This is a genomic window from Pseudomonas sp. Pdm06 (genome assembly GCF_014851795.1).
Classification (GTDB): Bacteria; Pseudomonadota; Gammaproteobacteria; order Pseudomonadales; family Pseudomonadaceae; genus Aquipseudomonas; species Aquipseudomonas fluorescens_AA.
Genome location: NZ_JACVAH010000005.1, coordinates 26829 through 52810 on the forward strand (window position 1 = coordinate 26829; position 25982 = coordinate 52810).

A 25982-nucleotide genomic window follows, 5' to 3' on the forward strand; every position below is an offset into this window, starting at 1 on the left:
GCGGCTACCCGCTCCTGCGGTTCAAAACTGTCCGCCCGCGCCATCGGCTGCATCCGCGACGCTGTTTCTAGGCAGGATGCAATGGGTCGGCGCTGGAGTACTGGGTGAGTACGTCGGACGGATCTGAAGACCAGGCACCGACTCCGATATGTCATCAAGGAAATGATCCGGAAAAGCAGGCTGAGATCCCTGGATGAATCATGATGAGCGACTTTTTCTATCGTGAGCTCAATCGTCGTCAGGTCGCGCTGTTTTTTTTAACGGCGACCTTGTTTTACGCCCTGCCGTTGATCCTCGTTGATTTTCGCTATATCGACGATAACGGGCGGGCGCTGGAAGCTGGAATGGCCTGGACTGGCCAAGGGCGCTGGTTCTCTGACCTGATGTATCAAGTGCTGTCGTTCACCCGCGCTGCGCCGGATATTTTCCCGCTGCCGTTGTTGCTCGCCGCATTGGCCATGTCCCTGGCTTTGACTCGCCTGATCTTTCATTACTTCCCTCAGCCGACCCTGCTCTGTTGTTTGGTCCCGTTGCCCCTCTGGTACAACCCCTTCCTGCTGCAGAACCTGTCGTATCAATACGACGGCCCCGCTATGGCACTGAGTCTGGTCGCTGTCATTTACGCAATGACCTTTCAGGGGACTTCGCGAATACGTCAGTGGTGGGTGCCAGCCGGTTTGTTGGTGCTGGCATTCGGGCTCTATCAAGTCAGCTTCAATGTGTTCCTGGGCCTGTGTTGCTTGGAGTTGCTCACAGCGGCATACAAACGTGAACCGTACTCACAGTGGCTGGAAATGTTGGGTTGGAAGCTGGCTCAACTGGGCTTGGCCGTTCTGATTTATTCTGCCTGCGCCGTCTTGCTCATGGGAACGGAGCGGACGGCATTGCTGAATTGGAAAGCCGATCCGCTGCTGCAGATCGGCATCAATATTGAACGAGTGGCGGAGAAGGTTGCGCTACTGTTTCACGGTGGATACGCCTGGCTATTGGCCGCGCTGATCTTGTGCGCATTTATTGGTGTCATGCGGTTGGGCTGCCGAATCCTGGACCGTGAAGAACAACGTTGGAAAACTGTCGTGACGATCCTGGGGTGTTTGCTGACCTTGCCCTTGTTGATTCTGCTGGTACCTGGCATCACGCTGTTTTTTCGTGATTTCAACGAAGGCGCTCGCACCTTGATGGGCTTCGGTGTGTTGCTGATGGTGTTGTTTTATCTCGCTTATCTGGCCCTTGCACCGATCCACCCTCGTCTGCCGCTGCTGCTGATCATTCCGCTTTTGGCAACGCTTTCACTGTCCTTCGCTTATGGCCGGGTGCTGACCTCCCAAAAAATCTTCAGCAACGGTGCGCTTTACAATCTGGGGTATGACATCACTTCGCACCGGGAACTGTACGAAGCCAAGCGGATTTATCTATCGGTCACTTATTCTGACTACTGGCTGGTAAGCGCTTGCGGTTCGTTCCAACAGCTGCCCGTTTTGCCTTATCTGCTAAACATCGATTACTTCGTGCTCTCGAAAAACTTGCCATCAATGGGCATCACCAACGTGGCGGTGGAACGTGAGCGGCGCAATGCGACCCATGTGGGCTATCTAGGTTATGTGCCTGTCGTGGACAACCAGTATTACCGGATTTATCTGTTGGGTGACTACGGTTTCATCGTTATGAAAGAGCCTGCGCGGATCGATCGCCGTGTTGTTGACTGCGGTGACTTGGCTCGATAGCCATGTGACCGCCTGTCCTTACGGTTGCTTTGAAATTGCGCAGCGTCGAAACGGTTCGCTGCGCGATTGGTTCACGCCGCCACCACCTCCATCGGCTCAAAACTGTCCGCCCGCGCCATCTGCCACATCCGCGAATAAAACGCCCCATTGACCTCGCCGGTCAGCAATTCCCCCGGCTTCAGAAACACATGCAACTGGGAGAACAACTTGACCTCGGTGGCCGACATCCGCCGCACCAGGTGCTTGGGCTGCAATTGCGACGGGTGCTCGAGCCCGGCGGCGGCGAGCATTTCGGCCAGGGCCTTGAGGGTGTTGCGGTGGAAGTTGTAGACCCGCTGGGCCTTGTCCGGGACGACCAGGGCGCGCTGGCGCAGGGTGTCCTGGGTGGCGACGCCGGTGGGGCATTTGTTGGTGTGGCAGCTTTGGGACTGGATGCAGCCGATGGCGAACATGAAGCCGCGCGCGGCGTTGGCCCAGTCGGCGCCGATGGCCAGGACGCTGGCGATGTCGAAGGCGCTGACGATCTTGCCACTGGCGCCGAGCTTGATCTTGTCCCGCAGGTTCAGGCCCACCAGGGTGTTGTGCACGAACAGCAGGCCCTCGCGCAGCGGCACGCCGATGTGATCGGTGAACTCCACTGGCGCCGCGCCCGTACCGCCTTCCTTGCCGTCCACCACGATGAAGTCGGGCAGGATCCCGGTTTCCAGCATGGCCTTGGCGATGCCCATGAATTCCCAGGGATGGCCCAGGCAGAATTTGAAGCCCACCGGTTTGCCGCCGGACAGCTCACGCAGTTGCTGGACGAATTGCATCAGTTCGATGGGGGTGGAAAACGCGCTGTGGCATGACGGCGAAATACAATCCTCGCCCATGAGGATGCCACGGGTCTCGGCGATTTCCCGGGTGACCTTGTGCTTGGGCAGGATCCCGCCGTGGCCGGGTTTGGCGCCCTGGCTCATCTTGATTTCGATCATCCGCACCTGCGGGTTCTGTGCCTGGGCGGCGAAGCGCTCGGGGTCGAAGCGTCCGTCGCTGGTGCGACAGCCAAAATAGCCGCTGCCCAGTTCCCAGGTCAGGTCGCCACCGTGTTCGCGGTGGTAGGGGCTGATACTGCCTTCACCGGTGTCATGGGCGAAGTTGCCCAGCTTCGCGCCTTGGTTCAACGCCCGGATGGCGTTGGCGCTCAGGGAGCCGAAGCTCATGGCCGAGATGTTGAACACCGATGCTGAGTACGGCTGCGTGCACTGCGGGCCGCCGACGGTCACGCGAAAACCGCTGGGGTCGCTCAGCGGGGCCGGGCGCATGGAATGGCCGATGAATTCGAAGCCGGTCTGGTACACATCGATCAAGGTGCCGAACGGTTTGTCGGCGCTTTCGTTCTTGGCCCGGGAGTACACCAGCGAGCGTTGGGCCCGGGAGAAGGGCAGGGCATCGCTGTCGGATTCGAGCAGGTACTGACGGATCTCCGGGCGGATGCCTTCGACCAGATAGCGGATATTGCCCAGGATCGGGTAGTTGCGCCGTACGGCATGACGGCTTTGCAGCAGGTCGAACACCCCCAACAGGCTCAACAGCCCGGTCACCAGCGCAATGGGCCAGAGCCAGTCGTGTTGCAGGAATGGCAGGCTGGCGAGGGTGAAAATGACACAGCCAGCAAAGAAGGCGTAACGACTCAGCAGAGACAGGCTCATACGGTTTCCTTGGGGGGGGCGATTGGCGAGACATTAGCTTGGAATTCAGCTTGTGGCGAGGGAGCTTGCTCGCGCTGGGCTGCGCCCTGTAGCAACTGTGTAGGAGCTGTGTAGGAGCTGTCGAGTGCAACGAGGCTGCGATCTTTCCCCAGACACTTGAATCTCAAGCGAAAGAAAGCGAAAGATCAAAAGATCGCAGCCTTCGGCAGCTCCTACAGGGGTGGCTCAGCTCGCCTGTTTCATCTGCCGCAGCGGTAATTCCACACGGAAGGTGGTGCCCACGCCGACTTCGCTGCGTACGGTGATCTCGCCGTTGTGTTTTTTCACGATGCCGTAGGACAACGACAGCCCGAGCCCTGTGCCCTGGCCGATGGGTTTGGTGGTGAAGAACGGGTCGAAGATTTTCTGCAGGGTCTCGGGGGGAATGCCCGAGCCGTTGTCCGCCACTTCGATCCAGACGGTTTCGTCACCGACCCCGTTGCGCAGGGTGATGGTGCCGCGTTCGGGGCCGATGGCCTGGGCGGCGTTGACGATCAGGTTCATGATCACCTGGTTGATCTGCGATGGCAGGCATTCCACCTCAGGCAATGGTGTGTATTCCTTGACCACATCGGCCTTGTACTTGATTTCATTGGCGACGATGTTCAACGTCGAATCCATGCCCTGCTGCAAATTGGCCATCTGCCATTCCTGGCTGGAATCAACGCGGGAGAAGTCTTTCAGGTCCTTGACGATCTGCCCGACCCGGCCAATGCCATCCTTGGATTCCTTGATCAGCAGGGGGATGTCCTCGACCAGGAAATCCAGCTCCACCTGTTCGCGCAGCTTTCTCAAGTTCACCACCAGCTCCGGCGAGGCGATGGCCTCCTCGGCGCTGCCGTAGGCGGTGAGCATTTCCTGGAGTTTGCCGAAGTAGCCGTCCAGCGCCCCCAGGTTGGAAGAAATGAAGCCGATCGGGTTGTTGATCTCGTGGGCCACCCCGGCCGCCAACTGGCCCAGCGAGGCGAGCTTTTCCGATTGCACCAACTGGGTTTCCAACATCTTGCGTTCGTCGATCTCCATCTGCAGCAGTTCGCTGGCCTGTCGGAAGGCCTGGGTGCGTTGTTCTACCAGGTCTTCGAGCTTGTTCATTTTCAATTGCGCGCGAGAGGTCATTTCCCATTTGGTGGTCAGGGTGTTGGCCATCTGCTGGACTTCGATGTTGTCGAACGGCTTCTTCAGGATCAGCAAGCGGTCGTGGCCGTTCAGACGGTCGAGCAATTCATCCCAGGAATAATCCGAATAGGCGGTGCAAACCACCACTTGCAACTGCGGGTCGCGCTTCCAGAGTTCTTCGATGGTCTTGGCGCCGTCCCAGCCTTCGGGCATGCGCATGTCGACAAAGGCCAGGGCATAGGGACGCTCCTTGGCCATGGCCTCCAGCAATTTGTTCAGGCCTTCCTGCCCACCGTAGGCCGAGTCGAGTTCGAACACGGTGGCGGCAGGTTTCGGCGCTTCGCCAAACAGCGCGCTTTCCATGTCCTGCAAATCCGTGTTGCTTTCATCTTCCGGGGTGAGGATCTTGCGGAAATCTTCATGAATGGCGGGTGTATCGTCGATCAACAGGATGCGGCGGTTACTCATGCTGTTCATGGTTCACCTTCTGCAAGTTTCAGGGGCACTTGCAATTGGAATGTCGCCCCTTTGCCTGGCCCCTCACTGTGGGCGGTGAGGTGGCCGTTCATTTCGATGGCGGCCAATGCGCAGCTGTGCAGGCCAAAGCCGTGGCCTTCCTTACGCGTGGTAAAACCATGGGCGAAGATGCGCGTCATGTTTTCCTCCGGGATGCCTTCGCCTTCGTCCTTGACGCTGATTTGCAGGGTCTGGCCATCGACGACGGCGGCCTTGAGGGTCATGTTCCGCGCATCGTTGGACACCCCGGCCATGGCGTACTTGGCATTGCTGATCAGGTTGATCAGGATCAGCAGCAAGCGGTGCTTGTCGCCCATGATCCGCGGCACGTCGCCGTATTCCTTGATCACCGTAACATGATGGCGGGTCAGGGCGCCGGAGTTCATGCGCAAAGCGTCTTCGAGCAGTTCGCTGACCACCAAAGGTTCCAGCAGGCTGCTGGCCCCGGCATAGGATTGCTGGGTGGAGACGATATCCTTGATGTGGTCCACGCTCTTGCTCAACTGGGCCAGTTCTTCGGTCAGGCTCTGCTGCTCCGATGCGATGGCCTCGACCAGTTGGTTGAGGTAGCCGGGCAGCAGCTTGCCCTTGGCGTCCTCGGTGAGGAAGTGCCCGAGGTCATCGGTGTGTTCGTTGATCAGTTGCATCGCCTTGCCCAGCCCCAGGGCCTTGCTGCTGCGCAGTTTGCGACTGACCAGGTCGGCGGAGATGTTCACGCTGTTGAGGACGTTGCCGACATTGTGCAGCACGTTGGTGGCGATTTCCGCCATACCGGCCTGGCGGGCGGTGTCCATCAACTCGCTCTGGGTGTCCTTGAGCTGGCGGGTACGCTCCTCGACCCGTTGTTCCAGCTCATCGTTGGCGGTTTGCAGGGCGTTGTTGACCCGATTGATTTCGGCGAAGCTGCGTATCAACCGGACCGCCAGCCAGACCAGTATCAAGACCAGGAACGTGGCGAACACCAGCAGGTAAATGTGGTTGCGCTGGTATTTGGCAGCGGCTTTTTCCTGGTCCTTCTCGAGCAGATGGCTGATGGTGTCCAGGCGATCGGCCACGGGGATCGCTCCGATTCCCAGCAGTAACTCATTCACCTTGGGTTGTTCGCGCAGGATCACCCCGATGTGCCGGCGCAGGACTTCAATGGAGTTGAGCAACCCCTCAGGCAGACGCTCCTTGTTGACATCCAACTGGTTCAAGCCCAGCAGCACCTCGGCTGCGATCTCCGAGGAACTGACCTGGGCGAACTCCATGCTGCTGAGCAACAGGTCGTAAGTGTCGATGGCAACGTTCTGCAACTCCAGTTTGTAGGTGTCGGGCAGCCGGGCGAACTGGCCCTGGATGTCGTCCTCGCCGGTGGGCAGGAAGGCCAGGGAGTTGCGCAACACCGCGTTATGGGATTTGAACTGTTCCACCAGACGGGTCTTTTCCTTGACCAGCTTGAGGTATTCGTCGCGCTGGGCCTCCCAGAGCGACGGCCCGTGGCGCCCCGGTTCCGATTCGATGGCGTCCAGACGCTGCCACAGGCGTGCCATTTCGTGCAGGGGAGAGACCAGCGGGTCGTAGTTGTGGGTCAGGGCGATCCGTGACTTGAGGACTTCGTTGTCCCAGATGGCGTCCTGTTGCTTGAGCAGGCGAATCAGGTCACGGGATTCAATGTACGAGGCGGCCTGCTGGGCCCCCGAATTGACGTACATGAACAGCAGGATCGAAGCCAGCAGCAGGCCGATGAAGGCAAGACCGAGGCGGCGCAGAGCGGTCATAGGGGCTTGCCCTCCGATTCACCCGTCAGGGTCTTGAGGAACTCGACGATCAGTGTCGTATCGTTCTTGAGGGGCTCACGACCCAGTTGGTACTTGAACATCACCTCCACCGCGTGCTCCAGTGTCGTCGCCGACCCGTCATGGAAATACGGCGCGGTGACGGCCACATTGCGCAGGCTGGGTACCTTGAAGACCTGGCGGTCCGCTTCATCGCCGGTGATGTTGAAACGTCCTTCGTCGGCCCGGGTCGGGTTGCCCCGGTCGCCGACGTAGTCACCCATGACGCCGAATTTCTGGAACATGTTGCCGCCGATGTTCACGCCCTGGTGGCAAGCGATGCAGCCGTACTCCTTGAACCGCTGGTAACCGAACTTTTCCCGGGGCGTGAGGGCGTCGGTATTGCCCAGCAGGTACTGGTCGAAACGCGAATTGGGTGTTTGCAAAGTGCGTTCGTAGTCGGCCAGGGCGCTCTGGATATTGGGCTTGGTCACGCCGTCGGAGTAGGCGTCCTTGAAGTCCTTGGCGTAGCCGGGATCATCGGCGATACGCTTGACCACCGACTCCCAGGTGCTGCCCATTTCCACCGGGCTGGTCACGACCTCGTGGACCTGTTCTTCCAGTGTATCGACGCGGCCATCCCAGAACTGGTGGAAGTTCAGGCCGGCGTTGAACACCGTAGGCGTATTGACCTCCACCGGCTTGCCATCGAAGCCCAGGGAAAACGGCTTGTCGTCGGCGCCGCCCTTGTCCAGGCGATGGCAACTGGCGCAGGACAGGGTGTTGTTGACCGACAGCCGTGGGTCATTGAACAGCCGCAGCCCCAGCCGGACGCGCTTGGGGTCCAGGGCCGGCACCGGTGGCAGGGGCTTGAGGGGTTCGTCCAAAGGCGCGGCGTGAGCGGTTACGCTTGCTCCCACGAGCAGGCCGAGCGCCAGAATCAGTCCATGTAACGCCATGGGATGCTTTCCTTGAAACTTTGGTTGAGGACACTCAGGTGTTCACGAAAACGGGTTCTGGCGTTTTTCCCACTCGGTCATCCAATCGGCAAAGGCCTGCGGTTCGACGGCCTTGCTGAAGTAATAACCCTGGACTTCCTCGCAGTGGTGCTTCTTGAGAAATTCAAGCTGCTCAAGGGTTTCCACCCCCTCGGCGATGATGTGCAGGTTCAGGCTCTTGCCCAGGCTGATGATGGTGCTCACCAGCTTGGCGTCATTGCTGTCGATGCTCAGGTCACCGACGAACGACTGGTCGATCTTCAACACATCCACCGGAAATTTCTGCAAGTAGCTCAGGCTCGAATAGCCGGTGCCGAAATCATCGATGGCCAGGCGTATCCCCTGTTGCTTGATGGCCTTGAGGATGGCGACCGTGGTATCGATGTTCTGCATCAGTACGCTTTCGGTGATCTCCAGTTCTAACTGTGTCGGGTCCAGGCCGGTTTCCTTGAGGGTGCGGGTGATGCCTTCGACGAAGCCGCGCTGGCGAAAATCGATGGCCGAGATGTTCACCGACAGGCACAGCGGCCGCATGCCCTGGGCTTGCCAGCGGCAGGCCTGCTGGCAGGCTTCCTGAAGCACCCATTGGCTCAGCGGAACGATCAAGCCGCTGTCCTCGGCCACCGGAATGAAATCCCCCGGGTAGACCAGGCCATGTTCCGGCCTGTTCCAGCGTACCAACGCCTCGACCCCGACCACCTTGCCGCTCCCGAGGTCGAGCTTGGGTTGGTAATGCAGCACGAATTCCTTGCGTTGCAGGGCCAGGCGCAGGCCCGATTCGATGGTCTGCTGTTGCCGTGCCCGGCGGTTCATGTCTTCGGTGAAGAAACGGTAGTCGTTGGGGCCGGTCTCCTTGACGTTGCGCATCGCCGTCTCGGCTTTCTTGATCAGCGCCACGGCGTCGAAACCGTCGGTCGGGTACACGCTGATGCCCAAACTCGCGGTGACGCTCAGGTCATGGCCGTCGATGGGTTGCGGGGAGCTGATGGCCGCCAGCAGTTTTTCGGCCACGCCTTTGGTTTGCTGCGCCTCGGCGATGTCCCCCGCTATCACCACGAATTCATCGGAACCGTAGCGGAACACCGAATCGGACTCACGCACCACGGTGGCCAGCGCCCTGGCCACGCGCTTGAGCATTTCGTCGCCCACCGGATGGCCCAGCGCGTTGTTGATGCGCTTGAAGCGGTCCAGGCCGATGAACATCACCGCCAGTTGCCGGTCGTGCCGACGGCACTGCGCCATGGCCTGGGTCAGGCGATCGCCGAGCAACATGCTATTGGGCAGCTCGGTGAGCACGTCGTATTGCAACAGGTGGGACACCTTGAGCAATTCCTGGACGCGCTCTTCGATCGTACGTTCCAGGCTGCGCATTTTTCTCGCCGCGTCCTGGGCCAGCTGCCATTTCCAGGTCATGGCGCTGGCCATCTGGCGGATTTCCAAGGTGTCGAACGGTTTCTTGAGAATCAGCAACTGATCGTCGAACTCGATCCGTTCGGACATGGTTTCCCAGGAGTAATCCGAGAAGGCCGTGCACAGGGCGATTTGCAGGCGCGGGTCGGCTTTCCACAGTTGTTCGATGGTTTGCAGGCCATCCCAGCCCGGTGGCATGCGCATGTCGGCGAACACCAGCGCATAGGGCTGGCCTTCGGCCTGGGCGCGCTTGACCAGTTCCAGCGCCTCCTCGCCCTGGTAGGCCGAGTCGATCTGGAATTGCAGCCGGCTGACCTGCGGGGTGCCGAACAGCAGGCTTTCGGTGTCGTCCAGCGAGTCATCGCTGCCGCCGCTGGGGCTGAGGATCTTGCGAAAGTCCTGGTGGATCGCCGGCGTGTCGTCCACCACCAGGATCCGCCGGTTGGCAGGCACCGACATGGGGTTCATGGATTGCTCTCCGATAGCTGGCTCGCTGGTCGGGTCCAGTGGTCTGTCGCGGGAATGATGGTGCCGGCCTTGAGCAGTTCGGCGGCCTGGCCGCTGTCGACCACGGTGCTGAAGTAATGCCCCTGGGCCTGCATCGCGCCGCCGCTGGACATCAGTGTGGTGCGTTGTTCCTGGGTCTCGACGCCCTCGGCAATGATCCCGATGCCCACGTCCCGGGCGAAGTTGATGATCGCCCGTAACGTCGTGGCGTTCTCGGGGTCGGCGTTGGCGCTGTCGAGAAAGCGCTGGGCGAGCTTGAGGTGATTGACCCGGTAGGTCTTGAGGTAATCGAACGAGGAATATTCGGTGCCGAAGTCATCGATGGCGATCTGCACGCCCAATTCGCAGAGGCGCGGCAGCACGTCGTTGTGGGTCCACTTGGTCTGGGCCAGGGTGGCTTCGGTGACGTCGAAACGCAGGTCCCAGGGTGCCAGTTCCCAGCGCGCGGTGGTGCGCAGCACGTCGTAGATCAGTTCCGGGCCGGTCTTGAGCTGGGTCAGGGACAGGTCGATGGCGATTACCGGCGGCGCCATGCCCTGGTCGCGCCATTGGCGCATCTGTTGGCAGGCCTGGTCCAGCACCCAATGCCCCAGGCCAATGATGATCCCGGTCTTCTCGGCCGCTGGCATGAAGGCCGCGGGCTCCAGCCAGCCCCGTTGGGGGTGGTTCCAGCGCACCTGCACGCCCATGCCGAGGATCTTGCCGGTGCCGAGGTCGACTTCGGGCAGATAGTGCAGGTGCAGTTCCTGGTTTTCGATGGCTTGGCGCAGATCGTTGGCCAGGGCGACCCGGTCGGTGACTTCCTGGTTAATTTCCTCGTTGTGGAAGTGATACTGGTTGCGTCCCTTTTCCTTGGAGCGGTACAGGGCCATGTCGGATTGCGCCATCAGGCTGTCGGCACTCAGGCTTTGCGGGGTGTACAGGGCGATGCCGATGCTCACCGAGATCCGCACGTCGTTGCCGTCCAGGGAATACGGTGCCACCAGCGCATCACGGATCTTGCCCGCCAGCGCGGCGCAGTGGGTCGCTTCATGGACGTCCAGTTGCAGCAGGGCGAATTCGTCGCCGCCCAGGCGCGCCACCACATCGTTTTCCCGGGTACAGGACTTGATGCGGGCGGCGACTTCCTGCAACAGCAGGTCACCGATGGGATGGCCCAAGGTGTCGTTGATGCGTTTGAAGTGGTCCAGGTCCAGGTAGAACATGGCGAACGGCGCCGCTCCCCGACGAGCGGCGGCGAAAGCCTGGTGCAGGCGCTCGATCATGGTGGCGCGGTTGGCCAGCCCGGTCAGGCCGTCGGTGCGGGCGAGCAGGGCGATCTTCTCTTCGGCCAGCTTGCGCTCGGTGATGTCGAGGATGATGCCTTCCACTTCCAGCAACAGGCCCTGGTCGTTGCGCACCGGGATGTAGCGGTTCTCCACCCAACGGAACGTGTCGTCGCCAGTGCGCATGCGAAACTCGATGGAGGCCCCGGCAGTGTCACGGTCGAGGACGCGGACCATGGCCTCCTGGACTTTGTCCTGGTCGTCGGGGTGGATCAGGGTTTGCGCCCAGTCCGGCGCGTTGATCAGTTGCGCCGCGGAATGACCGAACTTGGTGATGTTATGGGAGATGTACATCAACGCGAACGGCGGCTCACCCCGCAGGCGATAGAGAATGGTCGGGCTGTTCTGCACGATGATGTTGGCATCGGCCAACTCGCGGGTGCGTTCCTCGACCGCCCGTTCGAGCATGTCCATTTTCAGCGCCGCGTCTTCGGTCATCTGCCATTTGACGGTCAAGGCGCTGGCCATCTGGCGGATCTCGATGGCGTCGAAGGGTTTTTTCAGGATGAGCAGGCGGTCGCCCAGTTCGAGGCGCTCGGAAATATCTTCCCAGGAATAATCCGAGTAAGCGGTGCACAGGGCCACTTGCAGCTTGGGGTCGGCACGCCACAGCCGTTCGATGGTTTCCAGGCCGTCCCAGCCCGGCGGCATGCGCATGTCGATGAACGCCATGGCGAAGGGCTGCCCTTGGGCCAGCGCCTTCTCGACCTTGTTCAAGGCTTCCATGCCCTGGAACGCCGAATCGAGCACGAAACTCATGGCGGCAACGGCCACCGGCGCGCCGAACAAAGCCTCTTCGGCGCTGCTCAGGTTGTCTTCGGCGTTCATCTGGGGGCTGAGGATCTTGCGAAAATCCTCATGGATGGTCGGGGTGTCGTCGACGATCAGGATCCGCCGATTGGTTTTATCCAAAGGCAGGCTCATGGCCGTGCACCACTTTGATGCTGACTATAGAACCCTGGAAACATCTGATATCCCTTTCGCTGGCATGAGTATTCGGCCTGTACATGGCCCTTCATGGGGTAGAGCATAGTCGCCTCATCGCGATGCGCTCGGCCACTGATGGCAAATGTGTCTAAATTTTCGCAATCTACTAGCCTGTATTTTGGGGCTAAGGTAGAACGGTTGCCGTGAACAGGAGGGGGTTTCAAATGGAAGATCAATCGCCGGACGTTCCGGTAAAGAAGCCGGTGGTGCTGCTGGTCGATGACGAAGAGTCGATTCTCAATAGCCTGCGTCGGCTATTGCGCAGCCAGCCGTACGAGATCCTGCTGGCCGACAGTGGCGCCAAGGCCCTGGAGATTCTCAAGGAGCGGCCGGTCGACCTGGTGATGACCGACGCGCGCATGCCGAACATGGATGGCGCCACGCTGTTGGCCGAGATCCGCAAGCTGTACCCATCGACGTTGCGCATCCTGCTCACCGGTTATGCCGATGTGGACATGATGACCAAGGCCATCAACGAGGGGCAGCTCTATCGCTACCTCAGCAAACCCTGGAACGATGACGAACTGGTGCAGGCCTTGCGCCAGGCCCTGGCCCACCAGCATTCCGAAAGCGAGCGCCAGCGTCTCGAAGCACTGAACCGCGAGCAGAACCAGCAACTCAAGACCCTGAACGCCACCCTGGAAAAACGCGTGGCGTCGCGCACCTCCGAGCTGCAGCAGACCGCCGACATGCTTGACCTGGCCTATGACGAGCTCAAGCGCAGTTATGTGACCAGCACCGAGGTGTTTTCGCTGATCGCCAACCTGCGCCTGCCCAAGGCCAAGCAGACCAACCGGCAGATCATCGAGTTGATCAGGGTCTACAGCCGACTGCATTTCCTCGATGAGTCCACCGACCGCGACCTGACCATGGCCGCGGCGCTCTACAACATCGGCAAGCTGAGCTGGACCGACAATATGATGGTCACGCCCGCCGACTTGCTGCACCACAATGAACTCGATCTCTATCGGGCCTATCCGAAGCAGAGCGAATCGCTGCTGATGACCCTGGACCCGATGAAGGACGCGGCACGGATCATCCGTCATCACCAGGAGCGTTGGGACGGCAGCGGTTTCCCCGAGCACCTCAAGGGCGAGGCCATTCCCTTCGGCTCGCGGCTGTTGAAACTGGCGGTGGATTTCATCGAACTGCAGCGCGGGTTGATCCTCGAACGACAGATGAACAGTGACGAAGCGCTGGTCTACATCCGCAAGTACGCTGGCAAGCTCTACGACCCGGACATGATCGAGGACTTCATCAAGGCCTGCGGCGAGTACCTGGACGACGTGACCCTGTCCGACCCGACGGTCAAGGTCATGAACACCCGCGAACTGGTGGCCGGCATGATCCTGGCGCGCAACCTCAACGCCGACAACGGCATGCTGCTGCTCAACGCCGGCAAGGTCCTGAGCGGCCCGCTGGTGGAAAAGCTCATCGCCTTCGAGTCGATGGAAGGGGCCCGGTACAGCGTGTTCGTCAAGATCCCCGAAGAACTGGCCGACCCTTTGGCGCCGAAGCCGATTTTGGGGTGATGTGGATCGGACAGACGGCGCAGTTCAACCTGTGGGAGCGGGCTTGCTCGCGAAAGCGATGTATCAGGCGACATTGGCTGTGACTGATACGCCGCCTTCGCGAGCAAGCCCGCTCCCACATGGGTATGTCTGGATTCTGAAACCAGCGCCAGGCTTTGCTCCCTGCGGCTGTGGTCTGTAATCTCCCCAGCATTTTTCTGCCCAAGGCTTTGACTCATCATGACCACCTGCCTCATCCGCATCGCCGCCGCCCTCTTGATCGGGCCGGACGGGCGAACCCTGCTGGTGCGCAAGCGCGGCACCCGGGCCTTCATGCAGCCGGGGGGCAAGATCGAGGCCCATGAACAACCGGTGCAGGCGCTGGCCCGGGAGCTGGAAGAAGAGCTTGGGTTGCGGATCGACCCGGCCCAGGCCTGCCACCTGGGTGTGTTCAGCGCGCCGGCGGCCAACGAACCGGGGTTTATCGTGCAGGCCGAGGTGTTTTTGCTGAACATCGACGCCCCGGTTTCGCCAGCCGCCGAAATCGAAGAGGTGTGCTGGATCGACCCGGCCGGCGACAGCGATCTTGTGCTCGCACCGTTGACAGGCGAGGTGATCCTGCCGTTTTATCGAGCGACACACCTCGCTACTTGCTGATTCATGCCTCAAGGACTGACGCCCATGATTCCATTGCCGGACCTGTTGATTTTCGCCGCCGCCGCGTTACTGATGGTACTGACGCCCGGCCCGAACATGATCTACCTGATCTCCCGTTCGATCTGCCAGGGCCGCAAGGCCGGCGTCACGTCGCTGTTGGGCGTGGTGGCGGGGTTCTTCGTGCACATGTTCGCCGCCGCCGCGGGGCTGACGGCGGTGTTCCTGGCGGTGCCCATGGCCTATGAAGTGTTGAAGTGGGCCGGCGCGCTGTACCTTTTGTGGCTGGCCTGGCAGGCGGTGAAACCGGGCGCGCGTTCGCCCTTCGAGGCCCAGCAGTTGCCGGCGGACTCGACACGCAAGCTGATCACCATGGGTTTTCTCACCAGTGCGTTGAACCCCAAGATCGCGGTGTTCTATCTGTCGGTGTTCCCGCAGTTCATCAGCCCGGAACACGGTTCGCTGTTCACCCAGAGCATCATCCTCGGGCTGACCCAGATCAGCGTCAGTTTCAGCGTCAACCTGCTGATCGCCCTGTTCGCCGCCGGCATTGCCTCCTGGTTTGTCCACAACCCGAGCTGGCTGGCAGTGCAGCGCTACTTCATGGGGTTTGTCCTCGGTGCCCTGGCGCTGCGCCTGATGCTCGAGCAACGGCGTTCGGCGTGAACATTCGACGCCTGCGGGCCGGCGATGCCCTGGTGTATCGCGAGCTGATGCTCCAGGCGTATGCCTTGCACCCCCAGGCCTTCACCTCCAGCGTCGGCGAGCGGGCGAAGTTGCCCATCACCTGGTGGGAGTCACGCCTGGGCAGCCGGCTCGATGTGCTGTTGGGGGCGTTTGTCGAGCAAGAACTGGTCGGCATCGTCGGCCTGGCCCTGGAACCCCGGGAAAAAGCCCGGCACAAGGCGCTGCTGTTCGGCATGTACGTCGCCGCCGCACATCGCCATCGGGGCCTCGGCTACCAACTGGTACAGGCGGCCCTCGACGAAGCCCGGCGCCACACCTTCCTGCGCCTGGTGCAACTGACCGTCACCGCGGGCAACGACCCGGCGCTCAAGCTCTACCAGCGCTGCGGCTTCGTCCTGTATGGCCTTGAACCGATGGCGATCCGTGTGGGCGACGAGTACCTCGACAAAATCCACATGTGGCTCGAGCTCTAAAACCACCACCATTCCCTGCTGTGTGTGTTTTTTGTGGGAGCAAGGCTTGCCCGCGATGGCGTTTTCGCAATCGCCATCGCGGGCAAGCCTTGCTCCCACAGAAGCTATCACCGAACGGCACTGACACCGTCGAGTGTGGAAAACGACGTGTCCTTGGCCGTCAGCAAAAAATCGCGCATGTACGGCGCGTCGAGCATGTCGGTGCGCACCGCCGCGTACAGCGTGGCGAACAAACCTTTCTCCCCCAGCCGCTTGGCCTTCACGTAGCCCCGCGAGCTGTATTCATGCAGCGCCCAGTGCGGCATGCCGCAGACGCCACGGCCGCTGGCCACCAGTTGCATCATCATCACTGTCAGCTCGGATGTGCGCACTTGGGCCGGTTCGATGTCGGCCGGTTCCAGGAAACGGGTGAAGATGTCCAGCCGGTCTCGCTCCACCGGGTAGGTGATCAGGGTTTCGCTGATCAGGTCCTCGGGCACGATGTAGGGCTTGCCCGCCAACCGATGTTGGTTGGCGACGGCGAGCATCGCTTCGTAGGTGAACAGCGGCACGTACGTGATGCCGGCCAGTTCCAGCGGGTCGGAGGTCACCACCAAATCGAGATCGCCCCGGGCCAGGGCCGGCAAGGGGGCGAAGGCGAAACCCGAGGCCAGGTCCAGCTCGACTTCCGGCCAGGCATCGCGGAACTGGTCGATGGTCGGCATCAGCCACTGGAAGCAGCTGTGGCACTCGATGGCCATGTGCAGGCGCCCGGCGGTGCCGCCCGCCAAGCGGGCGATGTCCCGTTCAGCACTGCGCAGTAGCGGCAGGGCGGCATCGGCCAGTTGCAACAGGCGCAGGCCGGCGCTGGTGAAGCGTACGGGCTTGGTCTTGCGCACGAACAACTGCATGCCCAGGCGCTCTTCCAGTTCCTTGAACTGGTGGGAGAGGGCGGACTGGGTCAAGTGCAGGCGTTCGGCGGCTTCGACCAGGCTGTCGGCTTCACGCAGGGCGTGCAGGGTCTTGAGGTGACGGAGTTCAAGCACCGGAGTGGCTCCATGAGTAAAACTTGTGATCAACACGAAAAGGTTGAGTTTGTCTCATGTGGGTCGAGCTGTCGACAATGGCGCCATCTTTTACAGGAGGACGCACACCATGGCCCTGGCCCACACCCTCGGTTTTCCCCGCATCGGCGCCGACCGCGAACTGAAGAAAGCCCTCGAAGCCTATTGGAAGGGCGACCTGGCCCCGGCTGCGTTGCAAGCCGTGGGTCGTGAACTGCGGGCCCGGCACTGGCAACTGCAGAAAGACGCCGGCATCGACCTGCTGCCCGTCGGCGACTTTGCCTGGTACGACCAGGTGCTCAGCCACACCTTGACCCTGGGCGCCGTCCCGCAACGTTTCCACGGTACCTTGAATGCCCAGGGCCGACCGACCCTCGACACCCTGTTCGCCATGGCCCGTGGCGCCACGGCCAGTTGCTGCGGTGCCGAGCACGGCCAGGCGCAATACGCCCAGGAACTGACCAAGTGGTTTGACACCAACTACCACTACCTGGTCCCGGAGTTTTCCGCCGACCAGACCTTCGCCCTGAGCTGGGAACAATTGTTCGACGAAGTGGACGAGGCCCATGCCTTGGGCCATCAGGTCAAACCGGTGATCATCGGCCCGTTGACCTACTTGTGGCTGGGCAAGGCCAAGGGCGAGGCGTTCGACAAGCTCGGCCTGCTGGAGCGCCTGCTGCCGGTCTACGGTGAAATCCTCAACCGCCTCAAGGCCCAGGGCGTGGAATGGGTGCAGATCGACGAGCCGATCCTCACCCTGGACCTGCCCCTGGCCTGGAGGAGCGCCTTTGAGCGGGCTTATCACATCCTCCAGTACTCGCCGTTGAAAAAACTCGTGGCCACCTATTTCAGTGGCCTGCAAGACAACCTCGGCCTGGCGGTGAGCCTGCCGGTGGACGGCTTGCACATCGACGCGGTACGTGACCCGGAACAACTGGGCCAGGTGCTGGACCGCCTGCCGACCTACAAGATTCTCTCGGTGGGCCTGGTCAACGGTCGTAATGTCTGGCGCTGCGAACTTGAACAGGCGCTGGCGCAATTGCAAGCGGCCCAGGAGCGCTTTGGCGACAACCTTTGGGTCAGCACCTCGTGCTCGTTGTTGCACAGCCCGGTGGACCTGGAACGTGAAGACCGGCTCGATCCCGAACTCAAGAGCTGGCTCGCCTTCGCCGTGCAGAAGTGCGGTGAAGTCGCGGTGTTGCGTGATGCGCTGAACGATCCGCAGGCCCCCGCCGTGCAGCAGGCGTTGAGCGACAGCCGCGAGGTGCAGGCCCGTCGCGCCGGCTCGGCGCGCATTCACAAAGCCGAAGTCCAGGCGCGTCTGGCGGCGATCGGGCCACAGGATAGCCAGCGGCATTCACCGTTTGCCCGGCGCATCGAACGCCAGCGCGCACGTTTGGCGTTGCCGGCCTTTCCTACCACCACCATCGGCTCCTTCCCGCAGACCCCGGCCATACGCCTGGCCCGTCAGGCCTACAAGCAGGGCAAGTTGTCGGCCAACGACTATCAGGACGCCATGCACACCGAGATCCGCCATGCCGTACAGATCCAGGAGCGCCTGGGCCTGGACGTGTTGGTGCACGGTGAAGCCGAGCGCAACGACATGGTGGAGTACTTTGCCGAGCAACTGGACGGCTACGCCTTCACCCGTTTCGGCTGGGTACAGAGTTACGGTTCGCGTTGCGTGAAGCCGGCGATCATCTACGGCGACATCAGCCGCCCGAAAGCCATGACCGTCGACTGGATCCGTTACGCGCAAAGCCTGACCGACAAGGTCATGAAAGGCATGCTCACCGGCCCTGTGACCATGCTGATGTGGTCGTTCCCCCGCGAAGACGTGTCGCGCCAGGTCCAGGCCCGACAACTGGCCCTGGCCCTGCGCGACGAGGTGCTGGACCTGGAAAAGGCCGGGATCAGAATCGTGCAGATCGACGAGGCGGCGTTCCGCGAAGGGCTGCCACTGCGTCGCGGGCAATGGCAGCACTACCTGGACTGGGCCGTGGAGGCGTTCCGCTTGTGCGCATCGGGCGTGGGGGATGACACCCAGATCCATACCCACATGTGCTACAGCGAGTTCAATGACGTGATCAAGGCCATCGCCGACATGGACGCCGATGTCATCACTATCGAGACCTCCCGTTCGGACATGGAGTTGCTGGAAGCGTTCGAGGCGTTCGATTACCCGAACGACATCGGCCCGGGCGTCTACGACATCCACTCGCCACGGGTGCCGGACACGGCCGAGATGGTTGCGCTGATGAGCAAGGCAGTGAAACGCATCGCCGCCGAGCGGCTGTGGATCAACCCCGACTGCGGGCTGAAGACCCGGGGCTGGCCAGAAACGGAAGCGGCGCTGGTGAACATGGTGGCGGCGGCGCGGCAGTTGCGTAGCGAGTTGGCCTGAGGCCCGGATGTTGTGGGCGAGCCCCCTGGCTCTGGCAAGGGGAGCTTTTTTGTGGCGAGGGAGCTTGCTCCCGCTGGGCTGCACCCTGTAAGAGCTGTCGAGTGCAACGAGGCTGCGATCTTTCCCCAGACACTTGAGTCAAGAGTGCAAAAAAAACAGCAGATCAAGCTCAAAAGATCGCAGCCTTCGGCAGCTCCTACGCAATCTTCATCAAACTGTCACGCAACTGTGGCAGCGCGCTTGAACAAACTTCATCAGACTCGCGCTCTACTGGGGTTCTGCGTTTCGGTGTTTCTTCATGCGTGTACTTATTTTCCTGGCCGCGTTGTTTTTCGGCCTGCCGTCGATGGCGGCATCTCGTTGTGATGTCAATGTTGCGACCCAACGGGTCGATCTGGATCAGGTCAGCCTGGCCTACCAGAGCATTGGCCGTGCCTCGGATCCTGCATTGCTATTGGTGATGGGCCTGGGTGGGCAGTTGATCCATTGGCCGGACGAGGTGGTGGTCGCCCTGTGCGAGCAGGGTTTCCGGGTGATTCGCTACGATAACCGCGATGTCGGCCTGAGCACCTGGCGCCAGGCGCCCGGCAGCGCCAACCTGACCTTTGAAGCCCTGCGCTACAAACTCGGCTTGCCCGTGGCCGCGCCGTATACCCTTACCGATATGGCCGACGACGGGCTCGGGCTGATGGACGCGTTGCATGTGCAAAGCTTCCATGTACTGGGCGCGAGCATGGGCGGGATGATCGCCCAGCACATGGCGGCCATGGCGCCTGAGCGGGTTGAAAGCCTGACCCTGATCATGACCAGTTCCAGTGCCGCAGGCTTGCCCGCACCTAGCGAAAGGCTGGTGCAACTGTTGTCCCGGCGCGGTGCTCCGAATCGCGAAATGGCCCTTGAACAGCAGGCCGACCTGCTGGCCGCGTTGGGCAGCCCGATGGTGGTGGATGATCGCCAGGCCTTGCTGCATCAGGCGGCACTGGCCTATGACCGGGCCTTCAACCCCGAAGGCGTGAAGCGCCAGATCATGGCGATCATGGCCGAGCCGAGCCGGGTAGCCCTGCTCAATCAACTGCGGGTACCGACCCTGGTCGTCCACGGCACCGCCGACCCGTTGCTGCCGGTGATGCACGGCGTGCACCTGGCGGCGCACATCCAAGGCAGCCAACTGAAACTGATCCCGGGCCTGGCCCATCGCTTCCAGGATGCGTTCAAGGCGCCGTTGCTGGGGGCGGTGTTGCCGTACCTGCAGCAGCACCGCGAAGACACGTCCCATTGGGCGCAGATCGAACCGGTGCAGGCGCCGAATCTGCTCTGATAACCCTGATGGCTGGCTTTTGTGGCAATGGGATGTGTGGGAGCAAAGCTTGCTCGCGAAACAGCCACCTCAATCTCTGAGGGACCGCGTCGCCTTCATCGCGGGCAAGCCTTGCTCCCACAGGGGGCTCGCTGTGACGTTGCTACCGAACCTGCGCCTGCGCCACCAACCAGTCCATCAACTCCAGCAACGGCCCCGAAACCTGGGGCTTGCGTGGGTGCACCAGGTGATAGCCCAGCCCGGTCTTGACCTTCAGCTCGAACGGCATCACCAGCCGGCCGGCGCTCAGGTCGTCGCCGATCAGCGACCAGTCGCCAATCGCTACGCCGGTGCCCTGGGAGGCCATGGACATCGCCAGGTCCAGGGTTTCGAAATGCTGGCCCTTGCTGACGTGGTTCAAATGCACATCGGCCGCCGCCAGCCAGGCGTTCCAGTCGCGCTCGTCAAGGGCCGGGTGCAACAGCAAGTGGTGCTGCAGGTCGGCGGGTTCATGCAGCGGCACCGGTCCTTCCAGGATCGGGCGGGAGCAGACAGGCGTCAGCTGTTCATCGAACAGGTGCAGGCACGCCAGCGAGGCATCCGGTGGTGGGCCATAGACCACCGCGGCGTCGAAGGCTTCGCGCTGGAAATCCACGCCGTGCCTGACCGTCGTGGTCAGTTCCACCGGCACGTCCGGTCGTTCCTTCTGCCACTGCAACAGGCGCGGCAGCAACCAGCGCATCACACAGGTCGGGGCCTTGAGCTGTAGGGCCTGGCGTTTTTCGCCGATCTGCTGGACCGCATCGCCGATCAGGCTGAACACCTGCTGCACCCGTGGCAGCCACGCCTGGCCCTCGGCGGTCAGGCTCAGGCCGCGTGCCTGGCGCTGGAACAACGCATAACCCAAATGATCTTCCAGCCCGGCGATCTGCCGGCTCACCGCGCCCTGGGTGATGTGCAGTTGTTCGGCGGCCCGGGTGAAGTTGCAGCATTGGGCCGTGATCAGAAATGTGTGCAGCGCCGGCAACGGGGGGAGTCGTTTCATTTCGATCCAAGCCATGACGTGAGGACATGGCTAGTATGACTTTTTATCCATTGTTGTCGCCATGCCCCGCCCGTTCCAATAACGCCATTCCCAAGACAAAAGGGCCCCGCCGCATGCGCTGCGTGGCCCTTTACCCGACCAGAAAAAGGCAATGGCAATGGCGACGTGCGGCGAAGTATTGGTCAAGTTACTCGAAGGTTATGGCGTGGAGCAGGTGTTCGGCATTCCCGGCGTGCACACCGTCGAGTTGTACCGCGGGCTGGCCCGTTCCAGTATCCGCCATGTGACGCCGCGTCATGAACAGGGCGCAGGTTTCATGGCCGACGGTTACGCCCGGGTCAGCGGCAAGCCCGGCGTGTGTTTCATCATCACCGGTCCCGGCATGACCAACATCACCACCGCCATGGGCCAGGCCTACGCCGATTCGATCCCGATGCTGGTGATCTCCAGCGTGCAGTCGCGCAGTCAGTTGGGCGGTGGACGCGGCAAGCTGCATGAACTGCCGAACCAGTCTGCGTTGGTGGGCGGTGTCGCGGCGTTTTCCCACACGCTGATGTCCGCCGCCGAATTGCCCGGCGTGCTGGCCCGGGCGTTCGCGGTGTTCCAGGCCGGGCGCCCGCGGCCGGTGCACATTGAAATCCCGCTGGACGTTTTGGTCGAAGACGCCGACGCCTTGCTCGCCAGCGTGCCGGTGAACATCAGCCGCGCCGGTGCCGCACCGGGTGCGGTAAAACAAATGGCCGACCTGCTGGCGACGGCTCGGCGGCCTCTGATCCTGGTCGGTGGCGGGGCCATCGACGCGAGGGCCGAATTGACCGAACTGGCCGAACGTCTCGGCGCGCCAGTGGCGTTGACCATCAATGCCAAAGGCCTGCTGCCTGCGCGCCATCCGTTGCTGATCGGCTCCACCCAGAGCCTGGTGGCCACCCGTGCGTTGGTGGCCGAGGCGGACGTGGTGCTGGCCATCGGCACCGAACTGGCCGAGACCGATTACGACATTACCTTTGCCGGCGGCTTCGAGATTCCCGGCGCGCTGCTGCGCATCGACATCGACCCGGACCAGACCGTGCGCAACTACCCGCCGCACCTGGCGCTGGTGGCCGACGCCGGTGTCGCCGCCCGGGCCTTGCTCGACGAATTGGACCAGCGACCCTTGGCCGAACGCCAAGCCGATTGGGGACCGGCCCGTGCCGCCCGGTTGCGTGCGGAGCTTCAAGGCAGTTGGGACGCCGCGACCCGCGCCCAGACCGTGTTTCTCGACACGGTCTTGCAGACGCTACCGGAGGCGGTGTTCGTCGGTGACTCCACGCAACCGGTGTACACCGGCAACCTGACCTTCAACCCGGAGCAGCCGCGCCGCTGGTTCAATTCCTCCACCGGCTACGGCACCCTTGGCTACGCGTTGCCGGCGGCTATCGGCGCCTGGCTCGGCGGCAAGGACCTGGGCCATGGCCGCCCTGCGGTGGTGTGCCTGATCGGTGATGGCGGGTTGCAGTTCACCCTGCCGGAACTGGCCAGCGCCGTGGAAGCGCGCGCACCGGTGATCGTGCTGCTGTGGAATAACCAGGGCTACGAAGAGATCAAGAAATACATGCTCAACCGCGCCATCGAACCGGTGGGGGTGGACATCTACACCCCGGATTTCATCGGGGTCGCCAAGGCCTTGGGCTGCTTTGCCCAAGCCATCGACGATGTGCCGTCGCTGCGTGCCGCGTTGCTGGCGGCCCGTGAGCGGCAGGGGCCGACGTTGATTGAGATTGACCAGGGGGGTTGGGTATCGAAGTGTTGAGGTGTTTCTACTGGCCTCATCGCGAGCAAGCTCGCTCCCACAGGGGATTTTCATTGAACACAGATTCTCTGTTCACTACAGGCCCTATGTGGGAGCGAGCTTGCTCGCGATGAGGCCGGCCCAGCCAACACAAAACCCGGGTCAGACAGTCATCCGCAACCGCGCCAGATCCCGCAACGGCGGCGCGCCGAACAGTCGGCTGTACTCGCGGCTGAACTGCGAAGGGCTTTCATAACCCACCCGATACCCCGCCGCCGAAGCTTCCAGCCCTTCGGCAAGCATCAGCCGGCGGGCTTCCTGCAAGCGCAGTTGCTTCTGGTATTGCAGTGGGCTCATGGCCGTCATGGCCTTGAAGCGGTGATGCAGGGTCGAGACGCTGAGGTTCACTTCCCGGGCCAGGTCATCGATGCGCAGCGGCTGTTCGAAATGGCCGTTGAGCCATTTGATCGCCTGGCTGATGCGATGGCTCTGACTGTTGGCGATGGCGATTTCATACAACCGATAGCCCTGTGGACTGCGCAGCAGGCGATAGAGGATTTCCCGACGCACCAGGGGCGCGAGCATGGCGATGTCTTTCGGTGTGTCCAGCAGCCGTGCCAGGCGCAGCACAGCGTCGAGCATCGGCGTGTCCAGGCGTTCGACATACAGCCCGCGCCCGGCGGGGCGGGTCGGCACGCCCAAGGGGCCGGCGTCGGCGATCAACGCAGTGATTTCCGCCGGGTCGATGTCCAGGCGCAGGGCCAGGATCGGCTGCTCGGGCGAAACGTCGGCGACGCAACCGCTGAGCGGCATCGAGACCGAGACCACCAGGTAATGGAGCGGATCGTAGTTGAAGAGCTCGTCCGCCAGGCGCACCTGTTTGCTGCCCTGGGCCATGATGCACAGCGCCGGTTGCGCCAGCACCGGGGCGAATTTGTGCGGCTGGCTGTGCCGCGACAGGTTCAGCGAGCCGATGGCTGTGGCGTAGCTGCCGTCTTCGCCGGTGTTGCGGTCGATGATCGATGCCAGTTCGGCGCGCTGTTGTTCCAGGTACGTGTCCAGCGGGACGTGGGCGTGATCGAGTGGCGACATGCCGGGATCCTCAGGCGATAGGGAGCGATGAACAAAGCTTATGTTTGTGCAAGGCGCAGCGGTAGCAACATCCTGTTGAAAGCTTGCCTGATCCTGCACGGCGCAAGGGTCCGTGACGGGGCAACGCTCGCGAAACTTGCTTGAAACCTTTTGTTTCAACTTCTTGGGTGGCAACTGGATCGACGGCGAATTTTGTGCGGCCGATGCGCAGGATTGTGCAATGGGTCGGCAGGAATCGACTAACGAAGCTGGCGTCGTGACGCTTAACCTTTGATCCTGTCGCAGCCTGTCCCCGGCTGCACAACGGATTACCTGGGAGGGTTGAGCATGACTACACAGATCCCCGTCAGCCACATGGCTTTTGTCCGGGCCCGCGGTGGTTGCTCCAAGCAACTGGGTGCACGCCTGAGTACGCTGATCGCGCCCTCGCGCCAGGCGCCCGGTTGCCTGCACTTTGCCTTGCAGCAATCGCAATGCGACGCTGATTTGTGGCTGGTGTCCGGGCTCTGGGTCAATCAGCCGTCGATGGATGCCTACTTCAACTCACCGGCCATGGCGATTTTCGCCGAGCTGGTGCAGGACCTGGTGGTGAGCAGCCTGGATTTCCACACCTTCAGGGAAGTCTCCGCCGCCCAGGCGACCGAAGGGTGCCGGGCACAGGTACACAAACTGGCCGGTTGAAGGTTTAATGACCGTCATTTTCCACCGCCAGGATGCACAAGAGATGGCACGTAAAGCCTTTGAAACCTTTGAAGCTGTTTCCGCCGTTGTTCCCAAGGAGGGCGGCGGTTACCTCGCCGCCATTGCCACCAAGGCCATCGGCGGCTCAGGTGCGCCACGTTTCAACAAGGTGCTTGAAGACCAGAGCTTCAAGACCGCGACCGAAGCCGATGATGCCGCTGCCGTGCAGCTCACCCATCTTCAGGGTGTCGACGACGAGGGCGGGCTGGTCTGGCAATCAGCATTTTGATGATTGCTTTTGTGGCGAGGGAGCTTGCTCCCGCTGGGCTCTGTAGGAGCTGGCGAAGCCTGCGATCTTTTGATCTTTCGCTTGAGGCTCAAGTGTCTGGGGAGAGATCGCAGCCTCGCTCCGCTTGACAGCTCCTACCGTGCACCCAAGCGGGAGCAAGCTCCCTCGCCACACATACCTTCATTTTCAAGTGAGCAGTGTTGTTTACAGGACTTTATCGCTTACTTCGGGCGATGCATCTTGAACAACGCCTCAGGCCCCAGCTGGAAATAATCCGCCGGCCCACCCCCGCGCAAGATCGGCTCGGCGGCGGCGGTGTCGTACACCCCATCCTTCAACAGCCACTGGGCGATATGCACGGCGACCACTTCGCCGAGGATCAGCCAGCTCGGCACCAGACCTTTGTCCGCCCGCTGCAATTGAATGATCTGTGTGACCTTGCATTCGAAGGACACCGGGCTTTCGGCGACGCGCGGCACCTGGATCACCCGTGACGGGGCGGCCGTCAGGCCCGCCAGTTCGAACTCATTGACCTCTGGGCCGACCATCGCGCAGCTCTGGTTCATCTGCTCGGCGAGCGGGCGGGTGGCCAGGTTCCAGGCGAATTCACCGGTCTGTTCGATGTTGTTCAGGCTGTCTTTGCGCCCGACGCTGGAGAACCCAATGATCGGTGGAATGTAATTGAAGGCGTTGAAGAAACTGTAGGGCGCCAGGTTCAGGCGGCCTTCGCCATCCTGAGACGAAATCCAGCCGATGGGGCGCGGGCCGACGATGGCGTTGAATGGATCGTGTGGCAGGCCGTGACCGTTGGCGGGTTCGTAGTAATGGATGTCATCGGGCATGGCGGGCGTTTCCTGGGAAGGCATTCGTAGGCGGCCAATAGTGCAAGGCTGGGCCTTTTATTTCCAGATTGGGTGATGCAAAAAAAGATCGCAGCCTCCGGCAGCTCCTACAGGACCGTGTTCAAT

General features: G+C 61.7%; 20 protein-coding genes and 2 pseudogenes. 10 read left to right on the plus strand and 12 right to left on the minus strand.

The window, feature by feature from the left end:
• The first annotated feature begins 203 nt into the window (after positions 1-203).
• The gene (locus IB266_RS10115; protein WP_412548304.1) at positions 204-1724 is read left to right on the plus strand and encodes a glucosyltransferase domain-containing protein; all 1521 of its coding nucleotides are present in this window, start codon (positions 204-206) and stop codon (positions 1722-1724) included.
• A gap of 71 nt (positions 1725-1795) precedes the next feature.
• Here the strand turns inward: IB266_RS10115 and IB266_RS10120 are convergent, their stop codons facing one another.
• The 8 genes and pseudogenes from IB266_RS10120 to IB266_RS10145 all read right to left on the minus strand — a co-directional run bounded on the left by IB266_RS10120 (position 1796) and on the right by IB266_RS10145 (position 12007).
• Positions 1796-3415 (minus strand): FMN-binding glutamate synthase family protein, encoded by a 1620-nt coding sequence (locus tag IB266_RS10120; protein WP_103308447.1) that lies wholly within the window; start codon positions 3413-3415, stop codon positions 1796-1798.
• A 225-nt stretch (positions 3416-3640) separates the two neighbouring features.
• On the minus strand, positions 3641-4309 hold the full coding sequence (locus tag IB266_RS31145; protein ID WP_412548306.1) for an ATP-binding protein: 669 nt from the start codon (positions 4307-4309) through the stop codon (positions 3641-3643).
• Positions 4310-4366: 57 nt separating this feature from the next.
• Positions 4367-4453: pseudogene (locus IB266_RS31150) on the minus strand (hypothetical protein); the annotation flags it as partial.
• Positions 4454-4609: 156 nt separating this feature from the next.
• Positions 4610-5047: pseudogene (locus tag IB266_RS31155) on the minus strand (response regulator); the annotation flags it as partial.
• On the minus strand, positions 5044-6846 hold the full coding sequence (locus IB266_RS10130; protein WP_192261116.1) for a DAHL domain-containing protein: 1803 nt from the start codon (positions 6844-6846) through the stop codon (positions 5044-5046). The pseudogene IB266_RS31155 and the gene IB266_RS10130, both read right to left, overlap by 4 nt.
• Positions 6843-7802: a cytochrome-c peroxidase gene (locus tag IB266_RS10135; RefSeq protein WP_192261117.1), complete on the minus strand. Its 960-nt coding sequence runs from the start codon at positions 7800-7802 to the stop codon at positions 6843-6845. Before IB266_RS10135 ends, IB266_RS10130 begins: the two co-directional genes overlap by 4 nt.
• Positions 7803-7844: 42 nt before the next feature.
• Complete coding sequence (locus IB266_RS10140; protein ID WP_192261118.1) at positions 7845-9719, minus strand: EAL domain-containing protein; 1875 nt, start codon at positions 9717-9719, stop codon at positions 7845-7847.
• Positions 9716-12007, minus strand: coding sequence for an EAL domain-containing protein (locus IB266_RS10145; RefSeq protein ID WP_192261119.1), 2292 nt, complete (start codon positions 12005-12007; stop codon positions 9716-9718). The genes IB266_RS10140 and IB266_RS10145 overlap by 4 nt, the downstream gene beginning before the upstream one ends.
• Positions 12008-12234: 227 nt before the next feature.
• Here IB266_RS10145 and IB266_RS10150 point away from each other — a divergent pair, with 227 nt between their 5' ends.
• The 4 genes from IB266_RS10150 (at position 12235) to IB266_RS10165 (ending at position 15395) form a co-directional block, all read left to right on the plus strand.
• Positions 12235-13602 (plus strand): HD domain-containing phosphohydrolase, encoded by a 1368-nt coding sequence (locus IB266_RS10150; protein WP_192261120.1) that lies wholly within the window; start codon positions 12235-12237, stop codon positions 13600-13602.
• Between the two features lie 219 nt (positions 13603-13821).
• The gene (locus tag IB266_RS10155; RefSeq protein WP_192261121.1) at positions 13822-14238 is read left to right on the plus strand and encodes an NUDIX hydrolase; all 417 of its coding nucleotides are present in this window, start codon (positions 13822-13824) and stop codon (positions 14236-14238) included.
• Positions 14239-14262: 24 nt separating this feature from the next.
• Positions 14263-14901 carry a LysE family translocator gene (locus IB266_RS10160; protein ID WP_053124734.1) on the plus strand — a complete coding sequence of 213 codons (639 nt, stop codon included), beginning with the start codon at positions 14263-14265 and terminating at the stop codon, positions 14899-14901.
• A complete protein-coding gene (locus IB266_RS10165; RefSeq protein ID WP_192261122.1) occupies positions 14898-15395 on the plus strand; it encodes a GNAT family N-acetyltransferase in 498 nt (165 codons plus the stop codon). Before IB266_RS10160 ends, IB266_RS10165 begins: the two co-directional genes overlap by 4 nt.
• Positions 15396-15502: 107 nt before the next feature.
• On the opposite strand, the gene metR is transcribed toward IB266_RS10165, so the two are convergent.
• Positions 15503-16420, minus strand: coding sequence for a transcriptional regulator MetR (gene metR / locus IB266_RS10170; protein WP_060740854.1), 918 nt, complete (start codon positions 16418-16420; stop codon positions 15503-15505).
• Positions 16421-16529: 109 nt separating this feature from the next.
• Here metR and metE point away from each other — a divergent pair, with 109 nt between their 5' ends.
• Positions 16530-18842 carry a 5-methyltetrahydropteroyltriglutamate--homocysteine S-methyltransferase gene (metE, locus tag IB266_RS10175; protein WP_192261123.1) on the plus strand — a complete coding sequence of 771 codons (2313 nt, stop codon included), beginning with the start codon at positions 16530-16532 and terminating at the stop codon, positions 18840-18842.
• Positions 18843-19140: 298 nt separating this feature from the next.
• The gene (locus IB266_RS10180; RefSeq protein WP_060740856.1) at positions 19141-20160 is read left to right on the plus strand and encodes an alpha/beta fold hydrolase; all 1020 of its coding nucleotides are present in this window, start codon (positions 19141-19143) and stop codon (positions 20158-20160) included.
• A gap of 142 nt (positions 20161-20302) precedes the next feature.
• Here the strand turns inward: IB266_RS10180 and IB266_RS10185 are convergent, their stop codons facing one another.
• Positions 20303-21184 carry a LysR substrate-binding domain-containing protein gene (locus IB266_RS10185; RefSeq protein ID WP_192261124.1) on the minus strand — a complete coding sequence of 294 codons (882 nt, stop codon included), beginning with the start codon at positions 21182-21184 and terminating at the stop codon, positions 20303-20305.
• Between the two features lie 157 nt (positions 21185-21341).
• Between IB266_RS10185 and IB266_RS10190 the strand changes: the two genes are divergently transcribed.
• Positions 21342-22973, plus strand: coding sequence for a 5-guanidino-2-oxopentanoate decarboxylase (locus IB266_RS10190; RefSeq protein WP_192261266.1), 1632 nt, complete (start codon positions 21342-21344; stop codon positions 22971-22973).
• Between the two features lie 141 nt (positions 22974-23114).
• Here IB266_RS10190 and IB266_RS10195 read toward each other — a convergent pair whose 3' ends face one another.
• Positions 23115-24044: an AraC family transcriptional regulator gene (locus IB266_RS10195; RefSeq protein WP_192261125.1), complete on the minus strand. Its 930-nt coding sequence runs from the start codon at positions 24042-24044 to the stop codon at positions 23115-23117.
• A 327-nt stretch (positions 24045-24371) separates the two neighbouring features.
• Between IB266_RS10195 and IB266_RS10200 the strand changes: the two genes are divergently transcribed.
• Positions 24372-24725: a putative quinol monooxygenase gene (locus tag IB266_RS10200; RefSeq protein WP_122567112.1), complete on the plus strand. Its 354-nt coding sequence runs from the start codon at positions 24372-24374 to the stop codon at positions 24723-24725.
• A 43-nt stretch (positions 24726-24768) separates the two neighbouring features.
• Positions 24769-25014: a hypothetical protein gene (locus IB266_RS10205; protein ID WP_192261267.1), complete on the plus strand. Its 246-nt coding sequence runs from the start codon at positions 24769-24771 to the stop codon at positions 25012-25014.
• 221 nt (positions 25015-25235) lie between these two features.
• On the opposite strand, the gene IB266_RS10210 is transcribed toward IB266_RS10205, so the two are convergent.
• Positions 25236-25856: a flavin reductase family protein gene (locus tag IB266_RS10210; RefSeq protein WP_092205129.1), complete on the minus strand. Its 621-nt coding sequence runs from the start codon at positions 25854-25856 to the stop codon at positions 25236-25238.
• Positions 25857-25982: the final 126 nt, after the last annotated feature.